Consider the following 18290-nt stretch of genomic DNA (forward strand, 5'->3'; position numbering starts at 1 on the left):
TGCCTTTCATCTGGACCGAGCGGCATCCGCCCCGTCAGGGAATGGTCTAGCGCCTCGCGCCCCGGAGCGCGCGCAGGAGCGCGCGCAGGAGCGCGTCCCGATCACCGAACAGGTGTGCGCCGTCGAGGCCTCTCCCGTCCCCGCCGCCGACCACCAGGGCCGGGACCCCGCGTAGGCCGTGCCGGGCCATCGCCGCCCGGCCCGCCGCCATGCGGGCAGCAGCGGCCTCGTGCAGGGTCGCATCGGCGGCCCGCAGGCGCGCGGCGGCGGGCGCGAGGCCGGCCTCGTCGAGGATGTCCGCCAGAACCCCCGGCGCGGCGATGTCGCGGCCGCCGACGTAGCGGGCCGCCTGGACCGCCGCGAGGGCATCCGGTTCCCGGTCGGGCGCGGTGAGTCGAACCGCGGTCAGGGCCAGGGTCGCCGGCCCCGAATCGACCGGGCCGGCTCGGGATTCAAGCACTTGCGTCCGATAGGCCTCGCTGAACGGCTGGCCCGTGAGTACGGCGATGCGCTGGTCGGCCGACCAGGCATGGGCGGCGAAGCCCGCATCCATCGGGAAGGCGCCCCGCCCGGCGAACAGGCCGACCGGGAGCACGGCGAGGGCCACGTCGTCGTGGGCGCGAAGCCAGGTCAAGGCAGGATGGGCGCCGTAGCACCAGCCGCAGAGCGGATCGTACAGGCAGGTGACGGTGATCCGGTCGGACATCGATCCTCGTCTCGCTCCGCGTCCTCGTCCCGTCGGCCGCGTCAGTAGCCGACGGTGAAGCGCTGGCGCAGATGCGCCGGGCGCTCGATCTCGTCGACGAGGGCGACGGCGTAATCCTCGTAGGAGATCCGGCTGCCGGTCTCGCCGACGAGCAGCGCGTCGCGACCGAGGCGGAACCGGCCGGTGCGCTCGCCCGCCTCGATCAGCGCCGAGGGCGACAGGAAGCTCCAGTCGAGGTCGGCGACCCGGCGCAGCGCGTCGAGGAAGGCCGCGCCGCGCAGGGCCTCGTCCCTGTAGGCGGCGGGAAAGTCGGGCTGGTCGACCAGACGTTGCCCGGGCGCGACCTCGAGCGAGCCGGCGCCGCCGACCACGAGGTAGCGCGACACGCCCGAGTCCCGCACCGCGCCGATCAGCGCCGCCGGGTCGGTGTCGCGAAAACGCACGGCGCTCACCACCGCGTCGTGTCCGGCGATGAGCCGGCTCAGGCCCGCGGGATCGCGAACGTCGCCCGCGGCCGGCGTGATCTGCGGCGCGGCGGCACGCGGGTTGCGGGCGATGGCGGTGACGCGGTGGCTCCGCGCCGCCAGCTCCGCGACGAGGCGTGCGCCGACATTCCCGGTCGCGCCGATGACGGCAACCTTGGCCATGATGCTCTCTTGGTTCGATTTCGCGATCTGGTCTATGATCGAGACCGCCGACAGAGCTAGACCCTCGCCGGGCCTCCCGCAAGACGTCACGGGGGAGAGACCAGGTCAGCGTGCGGTGACCATGGGGAGAATGTGGTGCTCGACGAGTTGATGCCGGCCGACGCTTCCGGACAACCTTGCGCGATCCGCGATGTCCTCGACTGGATCGGCGATCAATGGAGCCTGCTGGTGCTGGCGACGCTGGCACCCGGGGTGAAACGCTTCAGCCAGCTCGAGCGCGAGATCGGCGACGTCTCGAAGCAGATGCTGTCGAAGACCCTGCGCCGGCTGGAGCAGGACGGCTTCGTGGCCCGCGAGGTCCATGCCGAGGTGCCGCCGCGGGTCGAGTACCGGCTGACGCCGCTCGGGATGTCGTTCCTGGAGCCGATGCGCGGGCTGATCCGCTGGGCGGAGGCGAACCAGGCGGCGATTGCGGCGGCGCGGCGGGTGGCGACGTAATCGCTTCCCGGCACGGCAGTGTTCGAGCGCTCGGGCCCCGCCCTGGACGACGACGGCGACGTGGAACGAGATCCGGAACCCGGCAGGGGAGGTGCTGCGAAGCGCCGCTCCGTGCTGCTCCGCTGCAGGCATGACGACATTTCGCGACTTGGCGCGCTGGATCCCGGACCTCCTTCCGCGACCGCTTCAGTGAGCGCGGGAAGGGGCAGGTTTCGGATCGCTTTCTATCCGACCGCTGGCTCCGTCTCCTCCTTCGCCGGCTCCGGCAGCGCCATCACCCGCGGCTCGTGCCCCGTCGCCTCCAGGAAGCGGATCAGGTCGCCGGGGGCGACCGCCGTGGTGGCGCCGTTGTGGAGCGGGTGGACGTTGACCGGGTCGCGCGCCATCAGCCCGGCATCGAGGATCACCGTGACGGTGCCGTCGCGGTCGTTGAGGAGCCCGAACGGCGTCACCGAGCCCGGACGGACGCCGAGCCGCTCGTAGAGGAGCTCGGGCGAGCCGAAGGAGAGCCGGCCGCGGGCGCCGAGCGGGCCGTGCAGCCGCTTGAGGTCGATCCGCGCCTCCGCCTCTGCGACGACGAGGAACAGGCGGCCGTCCTTGTCCTTGAGGAAGAGGTTCTTCGAGTGGCCGCCCGGCATGCCGGCCTTGAGGTCGCGCGATTCCGCCACCGTGTGCACGGGGACGTGCGTCACGGTGGCGTGGGCGATCCCGAGGCGGTCGAGGAAGGCGAACAGCTCCTCGGGGGTCGCCGGGTCGGTCATGCGGCGAGGTGCCGGGCGAGCGCCGCCGGGTCGACGTTGCCGCCCGACAGGATCACGCCGACGCGCTTGCCCGCGACGGGGACCGCGCCCTCGAAGGCGGCGGCCGCGGCGAGGCAGCCGGTCGGCTCGACGACGAGCTTCATCCGCTCGACGAAGAACCGCATGGCGGAGACGAGCTGCGCATCCGTCGCCGTGACGATGCCGGCGGCCTCGCGCCGGATGATCGGGAAGGTGTGGTTGCCCAGATGCGTGGTCAGCGCGCCGTCGGCGATCGAGACCGGGACGGGGATGCGCACCACCTCGCCCTTGGCGAGCGATTGCTGGCCGTCGTTGCCGGCCTCGGGCTCGACGCCCCAGATCTCGACCCCCGGCGACAGCGCGCGCGCGGCGAGGCACGAGCCGGCGAGCAGCCCGCCGCCGCCGAGGCAGACGAGCAGCAGGTCGAGGGGGCCGACCTCCTCGATCAGCTCCTTCACCGCCGTGCCCTGGCCGGCGATCACGTCGGGATGGTCGTAGGGCGGGATCACCGACAGGCCGCGCGCCTCGGCGAGCCGCCGGCTCACCGCCTCGCGGTCCTCCTTGTAGCGGTCGTAGGTGACGATCTCGGCGCCGTAGCCGCGGGTCGCCGCGACCTTGATGGCAGGGGCGTCGTGCGGCATCACGATCACGGTCGGCACAGTCTGGAGTGCGCCCGCATACGCGATCGCCTGGGCGTGGTTGCCCGACGAGAAGGCCAGCACGCCGCGCTCGCGCTGCACGGGCGAGAGCGCCGCGATGGCGTTGCAGGCGCCCCGGAACTTGAAGGCGCCGGCCCGCTGCAGCGGCTCGGCCTTGAAGAACAGGGTGGCGCCGGTCCGCGCGTCCGCCGTGCGGGAGGTGAGGACCGGGGTGCGGTGGGCGATGCCGTCGATCCGGTGGGCGGCGGCCTCGACGTCGGCGTAGGACAGGCTCATCAGCGGTGCTCGAAGTTGGGCTTACGCTTCTCGACGAAGGCGCTCATGCCTTCCTTCTGGTCGTGGGTGGCGAACAGCCCGTAGAATACCCGGCGCTCGTAGCGGATGCCCTCGGTCAGGGTGGTCTCGAAGGCGCGGTCGACGCTCTCCTTGGCCACCATCACGGCGGGCAGCGACATCGACGCGATGGTCTCGGCGGCCTTCATCGCCTCGTCGAGAAGCTCGGCCGCCGGCACCACCCGGGCGACGAGGCCGGAGCGCTCGGCCTCGGCGGCATCCATCATCCGGCCGGTGAGGCACAGCTCCATCGCCTTGGCCTTGCCGACCGCGCGGGTCAGGCGCTGGGTGCCGCCGGCGCCGGGGATCACCCCGAGCTTGATCTCGGGCTGGCCGAACTTGGCCGTGTCGGCGGCCAGGATGAAGTCGCACATCAGCGCCAGCTCGCAGCCGCCGCCGAGGGCGTAGCCGGCGACAGCGGCGATGATCGGCTTGCGGCGCCGGCCGACCTTGTCCCACTCGCCGAACGGGTCGGCCATGTAGAATTCGGGGTGGGTGCGGTCCTGCATCTCGCGGATGTCGGCGCCGGCCGCGAAGGCCTTCTCCGAGCCGGTGATGACGACGCAGCCGATGCCGTCGTCGCGCTCGGTACCGTCGAGGGCGTGGTTCAGCTCGGCGATCAGCGCGTTGCACAGGGCGTTCAGCGCCGCCGGGCGGTGCAGGGTGACGAGCGCCACCCGCCCGCGGGTCTCGACCCGGATGTTCTCGTAGTCCACGGCGTTCCTCCCGCTCGTCTCCGTTGCTTGGCTAGGGGAGGGATGGGCGGGGCGCAAGCGCTGTCAGGCCGGCGGCGGCGGGTCGGGCGCCTCGACCACCTCCTGCCGCTGGAGCTGAAGGGCGACGAACCAGCACAGCGACGCCCAGGCGGCGCCGATGCACCAGCCGGCGAGCACGTCGCTCGGCCAGTGCACGCCGAGATAGATCCGGCTGATGCCGACGAGCAGCGTGGTGACGACGCCGAGCCCCATCACGAAGGCCTTCACCTTGCGCGACCGCTCGACCCGGGCGAGCAGGATCGCCAGCGTCAGGTAGGCGATCGCCGACAGCATGGCGTGGCCGCTCGGGAAGCTCGCCGTGAAGGTCTCCATGCCGTGCGGCACCAGTTCCGGCCGCGGGCGGTGGAAGAACAGCTTCAGGCCGGTCGACAGCAATTCGCCGCCGCCGATCGCGATTACCACGAACAGCGCGGCGCGCCGCCGCGCCGTGATGGCGAGGTAGAGTACCACGCAGGCCGTGACGTAGACGATGCCGAACACGCTGCCGAAGGCGGTGATATCGCGCATCGTCTCCGGCAGCCAGGACGGGCCGATCGGCTGGGCGAGGTCGCCGGGCACGCGCAGCGCCAGCAGCAGCCGGTCGTCGAACCCGAACGAGCCGCCCTCGCGGATCTCGTCGGCGAGCTTGAGGAAGCCGAAGCCGAACAGGCTGACGGCGAGCAGCGAGGCGAGCGGACCGATCTCGTTGAGGCGCAGGCGCAGCCACACCGCCGTGGCGTGGCGCCGGAACGGAATCGCCACCATCACGCCCCCCCGAACGGGAAACGGCCGCGGGCCTCCCACGGCCCGCCGAGATAGCGCCAGAGCAGGAGCCCGGTGCCGGTGATCTCGCGCGGCACGAAGGCGGCCTCCAGCTCGCGGTGCAGCGCGCGGGCTTCATCCGGCGCGACCTTGTTCTGCACCGTGACGTGCGGCCTGTAGCCCTGGCGGTCCTGCGGCGTCAGCCACGAGTCGAAGGTCGCGGCAAGCCGTCCGCGCAACTGCGACAGGCGCGGCGCCTCGAGGGCGTAGGCGACGCCGCGGCCGATGAAGCGCAGGGACGCAACCTTGACCGGCATCGGGCCTTCCGCCCGAACCTCCGCGGCGAGCGTCTCGACGATGCCGCGCTCCTCCTCGCCGGGCAGGTGGTGGAACAGCGTGACGTGGGCCGGAATCTTGTTGAGGGCCGGCGGGAAGTGGCGGCGGCGCTGGCCGTCGAACTCCGCGAAGGCGGCCTCGTCGAGTTCCAGGGTGAGGATCAGGGGGGCTTGCGACATCCTCGTCGTGACATGGCGCGGGCCGCCGCAAAGGCCAGGGCCGCCGGCGCTGTTCAGCCGCGGCGCTTGCCGCTACACGGCGCGGATGCGCGACAGCACCGACGACATGGTCCATCTCGGCCGGGACGGATGGCTCTTCCTGACCGGCGGCACCAACCGGGTGCGCCAGCAATACCGGGCGAGCCTGCCCGTCGCCTGGCGGCTGTGGCGCTGGCGCCGGCTGATCGAGGCCCGCACGGCCCGGGCCGCCGCCCTGGGAATCCGCGCCTTCCACGTCGTGGTGCCGGAGAAGCTGAGCGTCTACGACGACCGCCTCGACGGGCTCGCGCTCGATCCGGCGCTCTCGCCGGCCCGCCGCCTCGGCGCGCGCCTCGCCCGCTCGGCCGCGGCCCGGGCCTGGATCGACCTCGTCGGCCCGTTGCGGGCGGCCCGGGGGGCCGAGCCGCCGCTCTACCTGCGCACCGACACCCATTGGAGCCAGGACGGCTGCCGGCTGGCCTACGGCGAGGTCATGCGGGCGCTCGGCGCGGTGCCGCCGCACGACCTCGCCGCGCGGCCGTTCCACGACCATGACGGCGTGCGCGACCTCGGCGGCAAGCTCGATCCGCCGATCTACGAGACGATGCGGGTCTACGCGGTGCAGCGCGACGCGGTGCGGGTCTTCGCCAACCCGCTGGTCGAGGCGCACGAGGCGCGGGGCACGGCGGCGGACCTGCATGTCGGCGCCCACGTGGTGTTCCGCAACGACAGCCCCGCCGCCGATCCCCGGACGCTGATGCTGTTCGGCGATTCCTGCTCGCACTTCCATCCGATCTTCCTGACCGGGTTGCTGGCGGAGAGCTTTCGCGAGCTGCACTTCGTCTGGTCGTCGAATCTCGACTGGGCCCATATCGAGCGGGTGCGCCCGCACCTGCTGCTGGTCGAGGTGGCGGAACGCTTCCTCGCCCGGGTGCCGACGGACCGGTTCGACGTCGAGGCCGAGGGCGCGCGGGCCCTGCCGCCCCGGGGCGGCGGCGCCGCGATCTGAGCCCCGGCCATTGCGGCCCCGGCCGGCCGCCCCACCTTCGGGCCTTGTGGGTCGAGGAGGGTGCGATGGGGCTTCTGGTCGACGGCGTCTGGCACGACCAATGGTACGACACCAAGGGGACCGGCGGGCGCTTCGTGCGCAAGGACGCGGCCTTCCGCAACTGGGTGACGCCGGACGGGGCGGCCGGCCCGAGCGGGGAGGGCGGGTTCCCGGGGCAAGCCGGGCGCTACCACCTCTACGTCTCGCTCGCCTGCCCGTGGGCCCACCGCACCCTGATCGTGCGCGCGCTCAAGCGGCTCGACGATGCGATCACCGTCTCGGTGGTCGACCCGCATATGGGCCGCGAGGGCTGGGTGTTCGGCGACAGCCCGGGCGCCGGGCCCGACACGGTCAACGGCGCGACCCGGCTCTACGAGGTCTACCTGAAGGCCGATCCGCACCATACCGGCCGGGTCACCGTGCCGGTGCTGTGGGACAAGGTGCGCAACACCATCGTGTCGAACGAATCGGCCGAGATCGTCCGGATGCTCAATGGCGCCTTCGGCGGCACCGGTCCCGACCTCTACCCCGAGGATCTGGCGGCCGAGATCGACGACGTGAACGCCCGGGTCTACGACCGGGTCAACAACGGCGTCTACAAGGCCGGCTTCGCCACCAGCCAGGACGCCTACGAGGAGGCGGTGACGGCTCTGTTCGAGGAGCTCGACGCCCTCGACGCCCGCCTCGACCGCGCGCGCTACCTGACGGGCGACCGGCTGACCGAGGCCGACATCCGGCTGTTCACCACGCTGGTGCGGTTCGACCCGGTCTATGTCGGGCACTTCAAGTGCAACCTGCGCCGGATCGCCGACTACCCGAACCTCGCGCCCTACCTGCGCGACCTCTACCAGACCCCCGGCATCGCCCCGACGGTGAACCTGACCCACATCAAGCGGCACTATTACGAGAGCCATCCGACCATCAACCTGACCGGGATCGTGCCGCTGGGGCCGGCGCTGGATTACGACGCGCCGCATGGACGGGCGGAGCGGTTCGGGGCCTGACAGGGAGATAGCCACCCGGTTTCCACCTCGCAGGGTCATCCCGGGGCTCGCCGAAGGCGAGGATCCGGGATCCATGACCGCCGACGCGGAAGAACGAGGCGGATCGCGTGCCGCCTCATCCTGTCCCGTCAGCGGTCATGGATCCCGGGTTCCGCTATGCGGTCCCCGGAATGGTACGGAGGATGTCGGTCCCCGGCAGCGACATCACGCCGTCGCCGAGAACACGTCCGGCAAGGACGGCAATCTCTGCCGCAACCGCAGGAGCGCGATGGCCTCGATCTCGGCCAGCGCCCGCGCCCGCTCCGCCTCCGGCGGGTTGTCGAGCCGCTCGGAGAGCTGGGACAGGATCTCGTCCGGGCTCTTGCCCCGCACCGCCATCACGAACGGGAAGCCGTGGCGGGCGCGGTAGCGCTCGTTGAGGTCGAGGAAGCGGGCGCGGCCCTCGGCGTCGAGGGCGTCGAGCCCGGCCGAGGCCTGTTCGGCGCGGGATTCCGGCGCGAGATCGGCCGCCGCCACCCGGCCGGCGAGGTCGGGATGGGCGCGGATGAGGGCGAGCTGCCGCTCCGGATCGGCCGCCCGCATCACCTCGACCATGGCGGCGTGGAGCCCGTCGGCATTGTCCTGCATCCCCGACAGCCCCGCCGCGTGGGCGCCCTCGGCCACCCAGGGGGAATGCTCGAACACGTCGCCGAAGCCCTCCACGAACAGGGCGCGGCCCATCCGGCTCGGGGTCAGGCCGGCCGGCGCATGGGTCCTCGCCCAGTGGCGGGCGATGTCGATGCGCCGGGTCACCCAGACGTCGTCATGCGCGGCGACGTGATCGAGGAAGCGGGCGAGCGCCGCGATCCGGCCGGGGCGTCCGACGAGGCGGCAATGCAGGCCGATCGACAGCATCCGGGGCGTCTCGGCGCCCTCGGCGTAGAGCACGTCGAACGAATCGCGCAGGTAGGCGAAGAACTGGTCGCCGGCGTTGAACCCTTGCGGGGTCGCGAACCGCATGTCGTTGGAATCGAGGGTGTAGGGCACGACGAGAAGCGGCGCGCGCGGGCCCTCGACCCAGTAGGGCAGGTCGTCGGCGTAGGAATCCGCCGAGTAGAGGAAGCCACCCTCTTCCATCACGAGGCGCAGGGTGTTCTCCGAGGTGCGGCCCGTGTACCAGCCGAGCGGGCGCTCGCCGGTCACCTCGGTGTGGATGCGGATCGCCTCGCTCATGTGGGCCTTCTCCTCCTCGTAGGAGAAGTCGCGGTAGTCGATCCACTTGAGGCCGTGGCAGGCGATCTCCCAGCCGGCCTCGCGCATCGCCGCGACCGCGTCCGGGTTGCGCTGGAGCGCGGTGGCTACGCCGTAGACCGTCACCGGCAGGTTGCGCTCGGTGAACAGCCGGTGCAGGCGCCAGAACCCGACCCGCGAGCCGTACTCGTAGATCGATTCCATGCTCATGTGGCGCTGGCCCGGCCAGGCCTGCGCCCCGACGATCTCCGACAGGAACGCCTCCGACGCCCGGTCGCCGTGCAGCAGGCAGTTCTCGCCGCCCTCCTCGTAGTTGATGACGAACTGCACCGCGATGCGGGCGCCGCCCGGCCATTGCGCGTGGGGCGGGGTGCGGCCGTAGCCGACGAGGTCGCGGGGGTAGGGGGTGTCGGTCATGGGGTCGCGGTCCGGTGGAGGCCGTCGCCGCTCCGTCCGGTGCTGGGTAAAGCGCGGGATCCCCTCTCCCGAGTGGGAGAGGGGTAGGGGTGAGGGTGTGACGCTTCAGTGTGAAGCTCGAACCATCGTGCTGGCGGCTCAACGGTCGCGTCCGATGCCGAACCGTCGCCACCCTCACCCCCGGCCCCTCTCCCGCACCTTGGAGCGATACCGGGCAAGCCCGGCATCGCCTGGAGAGGGGAGACCCGCGCCCGACCCCGCACCCGGAGGGTGGAACGGTCTGGGACTATCGTGCCGCAACCTTAGCCGTGCCGGCCCGCCGGCGCAAAAACTACCCCGCCAAGGCCTCCAGCGCCGGATCGACCCGGGCGAAGTGGTCGTCCCAGCTCGGCGCCCGGTAGCCCGCGAGGCGTCCGGCCATCGCGGTCCGCAAGGGGGAACCCGGCACCGCCAGATCCTCGACCATCCGCATCCAGCCCAAACCGTCGAGCGGGTGCAGGAACTCCGCGAAGCCCGCGGCGATCTCGCGGTGGACCGGGATGTCGGAGGCGACGACCGGCAGCCCGGCGGCGGCCGCTTCCAGCACCGGCAGGCCGTAGCCCTCGGCGAAGGAGGGCATCAGGAGCGCGGTGGCCTGGCCCATCAGCCGCACCAGCCCGGCGGTCGAGAGGCCCGAGACCTCGGTGACGTGGGTCCGCACCGCCGGGCAGCGCTCCAGCAGGTCGACCACGTTCTCGCTCTCCCAGCCCCGGCGCCCGACGACGACGAGGCGGGGCGTCGCGTCGCCGTGCCGGGCGGCGAGATCGCGCCAGGCGGTGAGCAGGGTGATCAGGTTCTTCCGCGGCTCGATCGTGCCGCAGACCAGGAAGAGCGGCCGGGCCGGCGCCGCCGAGGGAGCACCGCTGAAGGACGCCTCGATCCCGAGCGGCCCGACGGTGACCGGCGGCGGCCGGTGGCCGACCCGGGCGAGATGGGCCGAGAACCGCCGCCCGACATCGGCCGAGTTCACCACCACGGCCCGGGCGTGGCGCGCCACGGTCTCCATCCGCACCCGGTGCCGCTCGGCCTCGCCGGGGCGGCCGTATTCGGGATACTCGATCGGGATCAGGTCGTGGACGAAGAAGACCGGCTTCACGTCGGTCCGGTCGTAGAGCCAGTCGAACCGCGCCGGCAGGTCGAGGCGCAGATGCGAGGTGTGGAGGTAGAGCGCGCCCGGCGGCAACCGCTCCGGGCCGGGCGCGCGCAGAGCCTCGATCCAGGCGCGCAGCTCGCGCTCCCGCCGTCGGCGCGCCCCGTCGGGCCTCGCCTCGCGCGTCCCGGCCGCCGGCGCCGGCAGGCCGAGCCGGGCCGCGAGGTCGCGGTAGACCGGGTCGTCCTCGACCGGCACCTCCTCGGTCCACGCGGCGAGCGCCGCGTCCACCAGCCCGGCCATCTGCGCGCGCGCGAGCACCTTCGGGCCGAGACGGGTCGAGACGAGCCCGAGGCGCTCCCCCGGCTGCGCCAGCAGATGCCGGGCATAGGCGAGATCGACCCGGTCGATCCCGGTCGGGCTGGCGTGCCGCAGCCGGGTGACGAGGCGGGTGAGATCGAAGGCGACGGGGGAGCTGACCATGGATGTCCGAAGGCTGCGACGGGGACCGGGCCCCGTCCTACACAGTGGCGGGCCCGAAGCCCAATCCGGCCCGGCCTGTGCGGCAGCGCACAAGACCGGCCGCGGGTCGGGGATCGTCGCTCTTGCAACGCTGAGTGATGATGATTTATCGCATTCGTCACCGCTCCGTCGCGTCGCGGTGACAAGTGTCGGACGTGCCGACTATGATCATGAGTCGGCGCCGTGCCGACGTTCGGGTGAGACCATGGCGATCGTCGATCTGGATCGGGATGCGGTGAAGAACGGACTGGCGGACGGCTCCGTCCTGCTGATCGACGTGCGCGAGCCCAACGAGTTCGCCTCGGGGCACATCCCGGGCGCGGTCTCCTTCCCGCTCTCGGAGTTCGACGTCGCGCGGCTGCAGGCGCTGATCGCCGACGACGGCCGCCGGCCGGTCCTGTCCTGCGCCGCCGGCGTCCGGTCGGCGCGGGCCCTGCAGTACCTGCAGAGCCAGGGCATCCCGCTCTCCGAGCATTACGTCGGCGGGTTCAAGGACTGGGCCAATGCCGGCGAGCCCGTCGAATAGCTGACACGACATCCGCCCGCGGGCGGTCGACGACATCCCCGGCCCCGGGAGGGCCGCGCCGAGGGCGGCGCGGTTCCCGTTCAAGGCCACCCCTCGGCGCGGACGGGCCACGGCCCATCGCATCGCGCGTCCGACGGGCCGCATGCACGAGATGAACGGGAGAGTGAGTATGCGCAGGCTGAGGCTGGCGGCGGTGATCCCGGCGCTCCTGCTGCTGGCGGGGATCCCGGCGCGGGCCCAGGCTCCCGGCGGCCCGCCCCCCACGGTCACGGTCGCCAAGCCCGTGGTCAAGGAGGTGGTGGAGCACGACGATTTCACCGGCCGCTTCAACGCGATCGAGTACGTCGAGGTGCGGGCCCGGGTCACCGGCTACCTGCAGAAGATCCACTTCCAGGACGGCGCCGTGGTGAAGAAGGGCGAACTGCTCTTCACCATCGACCGGCGGCCCTACAAGGCGGCGCTCGACCAGGCGACGGCGGCGCTCGATTCGGCCAAGGCCCGGCTGAACTTCAGCCAGACCGACCTCGAGCGCGCGCAGACGCTGAGCCGCTCGGGCAACATCTCCGAGCAGGTCACCGACCAGCGCCGGCAGAACTCGCAGACCGCCCAGGCCGACGTCGACAACGCCACCGCGGCGCTTCGCCAGGCGCAGCTCAACTACGACTTCACCGAGGTGCGCTCGCCGATCGACGGCCGGATCTCGCAGCGGCTGGTCACCGAGGGCAACATCGTCATCACCGACCAGACGACGCTGACCAACATCGTCTCGCTCGATCCGATCTACTTCTCGTTCACCGTCGACGAGCGTTCCTTCCTGGCCTACCAGGGCACGCTCAAGATCGGCATGGGGGCGACCCAGAACGAGCACACGGTGCCGATCCTGGTGGCGCTCACCGGCGAGGCGAGGCCGACCCGCAAGGGCACGCTCAACTTCGTCGACAACCGGGTCGACGAGGGAACCGGCACGGTGCTCCTGCGCGCCACCGTCGAGAACCCCGACCGCTTCATCAAGCCGGGCCTGTTCGGCATCGTCAGCATGCCGGCCTCGAAGCCCTATCGCGGGGTCCTGATCCCCGACGACGCGATCGCGGCGAACCAGGACAAGCGCCTCGTCTACGTGCTCGGCCCCGACAACGTCGTGCAGCCGCGCAACATCCGCCCCGGCCCGAAGATCGACGGCTACCGGGTGGTGCGCGACGGGCTCAAGGGCGACGAGACCATCGTGATCGTCGGCCTGACCCGGGTGCGCCCGGGCGCCAAGGTCACGCCGGAGGTCAAGGAACTGCCGCCGGTCCGCGAGTAAGCCGGGACGCGCCGCCTCGCGGCGGCGCTCCCGTCAGGATGCCAGTGCCCCGACAGAGGGGAGTGCCCCGCCCGGGGCGCCACGCCCGCATGAGGGCGCGAGAGGCCCACCGATGCGTTTTGCCCATTTCTTCGTCGACCGGCCGATCTTCGCCTCGGTGACCTCGATCGTCATCCTGATCATCGGCTACGTCTCGTACATCTCGCTGCCCGTCTCGCAGTACCCCGAGATCGTGCCGCCGACCGTGGTGGTGCGCGCCTCCTATCCGGGCGCCAACGCCGAGACGGTGGCGGCCACGATCGCAACGCCGATCGAGCAGGAGATCAACGGCGTCGACAACATGCTGTACATGTCGTCGCTGTCGACCAACGACGGCAACATGCAGCTGACCGTCACCTTCGCGCTCGGCACCAACCTCGACATCGCCAACGTGCTGGTCCAGAACCGGCTCTCGGTCGCCCAGCCGCGCCTGCCCGGCGACGTGCGCAACCTCGGCGTCACGGTCCGCAAGTCCTCGCCCGACCTGATGATGGTCGTGCACGTGCTGTCGCCCGACGGCACCTTCGACCAGAACTACCTCGCCAACTACATCTACCTGCGCCTGCGCGATCCGCTGCTCCGCCTCAACGGCGTCGGCGACATCACGGTGTTCGGCGGCTCGGAATACGCGTTGCGGCTCTGGCTCGACCCGAACAAGCTCGCCTCCTACCAGCTCTCGACCACCGACGTGATCAACGCGCTGCAGGAGCAGAACGTCCAGGTCGCGTCGGGCGCGCTCGGTGCGCCGCCGGCCCCCGCGAGCCAGGCCTTCCAGCTCACCGTTCAGACGCAAGGCCGGTTCCAGGACCCGAGCGAGTTCCGCAAGGTCATTGTCAAGGCCTCGGACGGGCGCCTGGTGCGGGTCTCCGACATCGCCCGGGTCGAGCTCGGCCAGAAGGACTACACGACGAAGTCGTTCCTCAACGGCCAGCCGGCGATCGGCATCGGCGTGTTCCAGCGCCCCGGCACCAACGCGCTCGAGGCGGCCGAGCAGGTCCAGGCGCTGATGAAGACGCTGTCGAAGGACTTCCCGCCCGGCCTCGAGTTCAAGATCGCCTACAACCCGACCGAGTTCATCGCCGAATCGGTGCACGAGGTCTACAAGACGCTGGCCGAGGCGGTGGTCCTCGTCGTGGTGGTGATCCTGATCTTCCTGCAGAGCTGGCGCACCGCGATCATCCCGATCATCGCGATCCCGGTCTCGCTGATCGGCACCTTCGCGGTGATGGCGCTGCTCGGCTTCTCGCTCAACAACCTGACGCTGTTCGGCCTCGTGCTCGCCATCGGCATCGTCGTCGACGACGCGATCGTGGTGGTCGAGAACGTCGAGCGCAACATGGCCGAGGGGCTCTCGCCCGGCGAGGCGGCCCACAAGACCATGGACGAGGTCGGCGGCGCGGTCGTCGCCATCGCGCTGGTGCTGTCGGCGGTGTTCATCCCGACCGCCTTCATCCCGGGCATCTCGGGCCAGTTCTACCGGCAGTTCGCGCTCACCATCGCGGCCTCGACCATCATCTCGATGTTCAACTCGCTGACGCTGTCGCCGGCGCTCTGCAAGCTCCTGCTCAAACCCCATTCCGAGCACCACCGGCCGCGCTTCTTCCTCGCCCGCTTCGGATCCTGGGCGGCCAACACCTTCAACCGCGGCTTCGACGCGACGGCGAACGCCTACGCGGCGACGGTCCGCTTCCTCACCGGGCGGCTGGTGCCGCTGCTCGCGATGCTGCTGCTCTACGCCGGCGTCATCTACGGCGTGCTGCACCTCGTGCGCACCACCCCGACCGGCTTCATCCCGCTCCAGGACCAGGGCTACCTGCTGGTGGTGGTGCAGCTGCCGCCGGGCTCGTCGCTCGAGCGCACCACCGCGGTGGTGCAGGAGGTGTCGCGCCGCTCCCTCGACATCGACGGGGTCGGCAACACGGTCGTCATCGCCGGCTTCGACGGCGCGACCTTCACCAACACCACCAACGGCGCGGTGATGTTCCTGCCGCTCAAGCCCTTCAAGGAGCGCCTGGAGAAGGGCCTGACGGCGGGCAAGATCCTGCAGACCGTGCTCGCCCGGACCGCGCCGATGCAGGAGGCCCGGATCATCGCGATCCCGCCGCCGCCGGTGCGGGGCCTGGGCAATGCCGGCGGCTTCAAGCTGCAGGTGCAGAGCCGCGAGGGCTCGGACATCGCCCGGCTGCTCCAGGTCTCGGGTGATCTCATCGGAGCGGCCAACCGCGATCCCGCGCTCACCCGCGTCTTCACCACCTTCGGCAACGACACGCCGCAGATCTACCTCGACATCGACCGCACGGTGGCGCGGATGCTGAACGTGCCGCTCGCCAACGTGTTCTCGACGCTGCAGGTCAACCTCGGCGGCGCCTACGTCAACGACTTCAACACCTTCGGCCGCGTCTACCAGGTCCGGGCCCAGGCCGACGCCAAGTACCGGATGGAGAAGTCGGACATCGAGCGGCTCAAGGTCCGCTCCTCAACCGGTGCCCTGGTGCCGATGGGGACCTTGGCCAGCATCCGCGACATCTCGGGCCCGCAGATCGTCCAGCGCTACAACCTGTACTACTCGATCCCGGTCCAGGGCGATTCGCGGCCGGGCATCTCCTCGGGCCAGGCCCTCGACGCGATGGAGAAGCTCGCCCGCCAGACCCTGCCCGACGGCATGAGCTTCGAGTGGACCGACATCGCGTTCCAGGAGAAGGCGGTCGGCAACACGGCGATCTACGTCTTCGCGCTCGGCGTGCTGCTGGTCTTCCTGGTGCTCGCCGCGCAGTACGAATCCTGGGCGCTGCCGCTCTCGATCCTCCTGGTGGTGCCGACCGGCGTGCTCGCGGCGCTCGCGGGCGTGCAGTTCCGGGGGCAGGACAACAACATCCTGACCCAGATCGGCCTCATCGTGCTCATCGGCCTGGCGGCCAAGAACGCGATCCTGATCGTCGAGTTCGCCCACCAGATCGAGGAGAGCGAGCGCCGCGGGCCGGTCGCCGCCGCCGTCGAGGCCTGCCGGCTTCGCCTGCGGCCGATCCTGATGACCGCCTTCGCGTTCATCCTCGGCGTGGTGCCGCTCGCCTTCGCCACCGGCCCGGGCGCCGAGATGCGCCAGGCGCTCGGCACGGCGGTGCTGTTCGGCATGCTCGGCGCCACGGTGTTCGGCCTGTTCCTGACCCCGGTCTTCTACGTGGTGATCCGCAACGTCCTGATCCGGATCAACCGCTGGCGCGGGGTCGACGATCACCACGGGGAGCCCGAGCCGGCGCGGTGACGACGACCGCGACGGGAGACCGCCGATCCAGCGCCCCCGGACGATCCCGTCCGGGGGCGCTCTCGCCTGCGGGGGACGTCGCGGTGCGTCACCGCGGCCCCCGAACCCGCCGCCGGGCTTGCGCATTGCCGGCCTGATTCGAGCATCGGGAGGCGGGCGTGGCGCGGGTGGCGGTGGTGACGGGCGGTACGGCGGGGATCGGTCTGGCGACCGCCCATGCCTTCGCCAGGGACGGCTGGGCGGTCGGGATCGTCGCGCGCGACCAGGACCGCCTGCGCGATGCGGAGGCGGCGCTTCGCCGGCACGGCGGCGCGGTCATGGGCATCTCGGCCGACGTGGCGGACGTGGACGCGGTGAACGCCGCCGCCGATCGGTTCGAGGCCGAGCTCGGGCCGGTCGACACCTGGGTCAACAACGCGATGTCGTCGATCGTGGCGCCGGTCCCCGAGATCACGCCCGAGGAATGGCGCCGGGTCACCGAGACGACCTATCTCAGCCAGGTCTGGGGCACGCTCGCCGCGCTCCGCCACATGCGCCGGCGCAACCGCGGCACCATCGTGCAGGTCAGCTCGGGGCTGGGCCTGCGCGCGATGCCGCTGCAGGTGCCCTACTGCGCCGCCAAGCACGCGGTGACCGGCTTCACCGACGGCCTGCGCTCCGAGCTGCTGCACGAGCGCGTCGATATCGGCCTGACGGTGGTCTACCTGCCGGCGGTGAACACGCCGCAATTCGGCTGGGCCCGCACCCGCACGGGCGCCGAGCAGGACATCCCGGCCCCGGTCTTCGACCCCCGGCTCTGCGCCGACGCGATCCTGTTCGCGGCCCGCAACCGGCGCCGGGACATCTGGGTCGGCCGCTCGACGGTGCAGATGGGGCTGATGCAGGTGGTCTCGCCCGCCCTCTCCGACCGCCTCATGGCCCGCGGCTGGGACGCGCAGATCGGGCAGGCGGCGCCCGACAAGCCCGGCAACCTGTTCGACCCCGCGCCCGGGCCGGCCGCGATCGACGGACGATTCGCCGACAAGACCTCGCCGACCCGCAGCGAGTTCGTCACCGATCGCCAGCGCGACCTCCTCGTCGGCGGGCTCGCGGCCCTCTGCCTCGGCGGGGCGGCGGCACTGGCTCTCGGCGGGGCCGCGACGCGCCGGCTCGCGCGGCGCCGGCGGCGGATCCTGCCGCGGATCATCTGACGGACGGACGGGCGCGTCGACGGAGACGGGCACCCGCCCTATCTCCCGCCGCACCCCTCAGGCTGCCCCGATAGGTCTCGCGTGCCCGGTTACCTGCCCTTCGCGGGCGCCCTCAAGCTTCCGAGCTTCGTCTGCGACAATTGCGGCTTCTGGCAGCGCCACTTCGCGGCGCCGCCGAGCTGCCCGCTCTGCCTCGACGCCCGCCACGTCGTGCCGCAGGACGGCTGGCGGTTCCGGGACGTCGCGGAGGCGCAGGGCGCGTTCCCGTGCCACTGGGAGGAGGTCGAGCCGGGGGTGTGGAAGTTCTGGAACGAGCCGGTCACCGGCATCGGGCCGAGCGCCTACCTGATCGTCACGCCCCACGGCAACATGGGCTTCGAGGGCTGCCCGGTCTTCGGCGAGGCGGCCCTCGACCACATCGCGGGCCTGGGCGGCATGACGATGCTGTCGGCCTCGCATCCCCACAGCTACGGTGCGCTGCCCCAGCTCCAGGACCGCTTCGACCCCGAGCTGTGCCTGCCGGCGGCCGACTTCACCTGGAGCGCCGCGCTTCAGGTCTCCTGGCCCTACGACGATGTCCTGGAGCCGCTGCCGGGGCTGACGCTCCACCGCACCGCAGGCCATTTCGACGGCCATGCCGTGCTGCACGACGCGGCCCGCGGCATCGTGTTCTGCGGCGACGCGCTGAAGTTCGAGCTGAACCCCGACGACCCGCGCGAGGCGCTGACGATCTCGGCCCACAAGGCCTTCGTGCGCGGCGTGCCCCTGACCCACGCCGAGCTGACCCGCTACCGCGAGGTCTTCGCCGCCCTCGATTTCCACCAGACCTGGACGCCGTTCGAGCAGGCGGCGAATGTCGGACGGCCCGAGGTGCTGGCCCTCATCGACGCGATGCTGGCCGGGCGGCCGCACGCCTATCCGGTGCCGGTCTCCGAGCTGAGATAGGCG

General features: G+C 71.6%; 17 protein-coding genes. 8 read left to right on the forward strand and 9 right to left on the reverse strand.

Going from position 1 to position 18290, the window contains the following annotated elements; translation table 11 throughout:
- Positions 1 to 46: 46 nt before the first annotated feature.
- Both A5481_RS15445 and A5481_RS15450 read right to left on the reverse strand, forming a co-directional pair.
- Positions 47 to 706 (reverse strand): DsbA family protein, encoded by a 660-nt coding sequence (locus A5481_RS15445; protein ID WP_048433023.1) that lies wholly within the window; start codon positions 704 to 706, stop codon positions 47 to 49.
- 41 nt (positions 707 to 747) lie between these two features.
- Positions 748 to 1353 carry an NAD(P)-dependent oxidoreductase gene (locus A5481_RS15450; protein WP_048433024.1) on the reverse strand — a complete coding sequence of 202 codons (606 nt, stop codon included), beginning with the start codon at positions 1351 to 1353 and terminating at the stop codon, positions 748 to 750.
- A gap of 150 nt (positions 1354 to 1503) precedes the next feature.
- Here A5481_RS15450 and A5481_RS15455 point away from each other — a divergent pair, with 150 nt between their 5' ends.
- Positions 1504 to 1851, forward strand: a complete 348-nt coding sequence (locus A5481_RS15455; RefSeq protein WP_048433030.1) for a winged helix-turn-helix transcriptional regulator — start codon at positions 1504 to 1506, stop codon at positions 1849 to 1851.
- A 224-nt stretch (positions 1852 to 2075) separates the two neighbouring features.
- On the opposite strand, the gene A5481_RS15460 is transcribed toward A5481_RS15455, so the two are convergent.
- From A5481_RS15460 to A5481_RS15480, 5 genes are all read right to left on the reverse strand, one after another.
- Positions 2076 to 2612: a prolyl-tRNA synthetase associated domain-containing protein gene (locus tag A5481_RS15460; protein ID WP_048433025.1), complete on the reverse strand. Its 537-nt coding sequence runs from the start codon at positions 2610 to 2612 to the stop codon at positions 2076 to 2078.
- Complete coding sequence (locus tag A5481_RS15465) at positions 2609 to 3565, reverse strand: threo-3-hydroxy-L-aspartate ammonia-lyase (protein WP_048433026.1); 957 nt, start codon at positions 3563 to 3565, stop codon at positions 2609 to 2611. The genes A5481_RS15460 and A5481_RS15465 overlap by 4 nt, the downstream gene beginning before the upstream one ends.
- The gene (locus A5481_RS15470) at positions 3565 to 4338 is read right to left on the reverse strand and encodes an enoyl-CoA hydratase (protein ID WP_048433027.1); all 774 of its coding nucleotides are present in this window, start codon (positions 4336 to 4338) and stop codon (positions 3565 to 3567) included. Before A5481_RS15470 ends, A5481_RS15465 begins: the two co-directional genes overlap by 1 nt.
- A 63-nt stretch (positions 4339 to 4401) precedes the next feature.
- A complete protein-coding gene (locus A5481_RS15475; protein WP_048435749.1) occupies positions 4402 to 5142 on the reverse strand; it encodes a phosphatase PAP2 family protein in 741 nt (246 codons plus the stop codon).
- Positions 5142 to 5654 carry a 2'-5' RNA ligase family protein gene (locus A5481_RS15480; RefSeq protein ID WP_048435750.1) on the reverse strand — a complete coding sequence of 171 codons (513 nt, stop codon included), beginning with the start codon at positions 5652 to 5654 and terminating at the stop codon, positions 5142 to 5144. The genes A5481_RS15475 and A5481_RS15480 overlap by 1 nt, the downstream gene beginning before the upstream one ends.
- Before the next feature lie 85 nt (positions 5655 to 5739).
- On the opposite strand from A5481_RS15480, the gene A5481_RS15485 reads away from it, so the two are divergent.
- Together A5481_RS15485 and A5481_RS15490 are read left to right on the forward strand one after the other, a co-directional pair.
- Positions 5740 to 6681, forward strand: coding sequence for an alginate O-acetyltransferase AlgX-related protein (locus A5481_RS15485; protein WP_048435751.1), 942 nt, complete (start codon positions 5740 to 5742; stop codon positions 6679 to 6681).
- Positions 6682 to 6746: 65 nt separating this feature from the next.
- The gene (locus tag A5481_RS15490) at positions 6747 to 7724 is read left to right on the forward strand and encodes a glutathione S-transferase family protein (protein WP_048435752.1); all 978 of its coding nucleotides are present in this window, start codon (positions 6747 to 6749) and stop codon (positions 7722 to 7724) included.
- Between the two features lie 204 nt (positions 7725 to 7928).
- Here A5481_RS15490 and puuE read toward each other — a convergent pair whose 3' ends face one another.
- Positions 7929 to 9371, reverse strand: coding sequence for an allantoinase PuuE (gene puuE, locus A5481_RS15495; protein WP_048435753.1), 1443 nt, complete (start codon positions 9369 to 9371; stop codon positions 7929 to 7931).
- A gap of 331 nt (positions 9372 to 9702) precedes the next feature.
- A complete protein-coding gene (locus tag A5481_RS15500; protein ID WP_048436971.1) occupies positions 9703 to 10983 on the reverse strand; it encodes a glycosyltransferase family 4 protein in 1281 nt (426 codons plus the stop codon).
- A gap of 244 nt (positions 10984 to 11227) precedes the next feature.
- Between A5481_RS15500 and A5481_RS15505 the strand changes: the two genes are divergently transcribed.
- The 5 genes from A5481_RS15505 to A5481_RS15525 all read left to right on the forward strand — a co-directional run bounded on the left by A5481_RS15505 (position 11228) and on the right by A5481_RS15525 (position 18287).
- The gene (locus A5481_RS15505) at positions 11228 to 11548 is read left to right on the forward strand and encodes a rhodanese-like domain-containing protein (protein ID WP_048436970.1); all 321 of its coding nucleotides are present in this window, start codon (positions 11228 to 11230) and stop codon (positions 11546 to 11548) included.
- Between the two features lie 169 nt (positions 11549 to 11717).
- A complete protein-coding gene (locus tag A5481_RS15510; protein WP_048436969.1) occupies positions 11718 to 12851 on the forward strand; it encodes an efflux RND transporter periplasmic adaptor subunit in 1134 nt (377 codons plus the stop codon).
- Between the two features lie 112 nt (positions 12852 to 12963).
- Positions 12964 to 16152 carry an efflux RND transporter permease subunit gene (locus A5481_RS15515; protein ID WP_048436968.1) on the forward strand — a complete coding sequence of 1063 codons (3189 nt, stop codon included), beginning with the start codon at positions 12964 to 12966 and terminating at the stop codon, positions 16150 to 16152.
- 158 nt (positions 16153 to 16310) lie between these two features.
- Positions 16311 to 17342: an SDR family oxidoreductase gene (locus A5481_RS15520; protein WP_048436967.1), complete on the forward strand. Its 1032-nt coding sequence runs from the start codon at positions 16311 to 16313 to the stop codon at positions 17340 to 17342.
- 81 nt (positions 17343 to 17423) lie between these two features.
- Entirely contained in the window at positions 17424 to 18287 is an 864-nt protein-coding gene (locus A5481_RS15525) for an MBL fold metallo-hydrolase (protein ID WP_048436966.1), read from the forward strand.
- Positions 18288 to 18290 lie beyond the last annotated feature (3 nt).

Origin of the sequence: Methylobacterium platani, from assembly GCF_001653715.1 — a bacterium.
GTDB lineage: Bacteria > Pseudomonadota > Alphaproteobacteria > Rhizobiales > Beijerinckiaceae > Methylobacterium > Methylobacterium platani.

What these genes read in the sequence shown, in the direction of transcription:
- A5481_RS15510 (WP_048436969.1), top strand. Translation starts at nt 11,718, where the DNA reads ATGCGCAGGCTGAGGCTGGCGGCGGTGATCCCGGCGCTCCTGCTGCTG.
- A5481_RS15480 (WP_048435750.1), bottom strand. Translation starts at nt 5,654, where the DNA reads ATGTCGCAAGCCCCCCTGATCCTCACCCTGGAACTCGACGAGGCCGCC.
- puuE (WP_048435753.1), bottom strand. Translation starts at nt 9,371, where the DNA reads ATGACCGACACCCCCTACCCCCGCGACCTCGTCGGCTACGGCCGCACC.
- A5481_RS15475 (WP_048435749.1), bottom strand. Translation starts at nt 5,142, where the DNA reads ATGGTGGCGATTCCGTTCCGGCGCCACGCCACGGCGGTGTGGCTGCGC.
- A5481_RS15465 (WP_048433026.1), bottom strand. Translation starts at nt 3,565, where the DNA reads ATGAGCCTGTCCTACGCCGACGTCGAGGCCGCCGCCCACCGGATCGAC.
- A5481_RS15505 (WP_048436970.1), top strand. Translation starts at nt 11,228, where the DNA reads ATGGCGATCGTCGATCTGGATCGGGATGCGGTGAAGAACGGACTGGCG.
- A5481_RS15455 (WP_048433030.1), top strand. Translation starts at nt 1,504, where the DNA reads ATGCCGGCCGACGCTTCCGGACAACCTTGCGCGATCCGCGATGTCCTC.
- A5481_RS15460 (WP_048433025.1), bottom strand. Translation starts at nt 2,612, where the DNA reads ATGACCGACCCGGCGACCCCCGAGGAGCTGTTCGCCTTCCTCGACCGC.
- A5481_RS15515 (WP_048436968.1), top strand. Translation starts at nt 12,964, where the DNA reads ATGCGTTTTGCCCATTTCTTCGTCGACCGGCCGATCTTCGCCTCGGTG.
- A5481_RS15485 (WP_048435751.1), top strand. Translation starts at nt 5,740, where the DNA reads ATGCGCGACAGCACCGACGACATGGTCCATCTCGGCCGGGACGGATGG.
- A5481_RS15500 (WP_048436971.1), bottom strand. Translation starts at nt 10,983, where the DNA reads ATGGTCAGCTCCCCCGTCGCCTTCGATCTCACCCGCCTCGTCACCCGG.
- A5481_RS15445 (WP_048433023.1), bottom strand. Translation starts at nt 706, where the DNA reads ATGTCCGACCGGATCACCGTCACCTGCCTGTACGATCCGCTCTGCGGC.
- A5481_RS15450 (WP_048433024.1), bottom strand. Translation starts at nt 1,353, where the DNA reads ATGGCCAAGGTTGCCGTCATCGGCGCGACCGGGAATGTCGGCGCACGC.
- A5481_RS15490 (WP_048435752.1), top strand. Translation starts at nt 6,747, where the DNA reads ATGGGGCTTCTGGTCGACGGCGTCTGGCACGACCAATGGTACGACACC.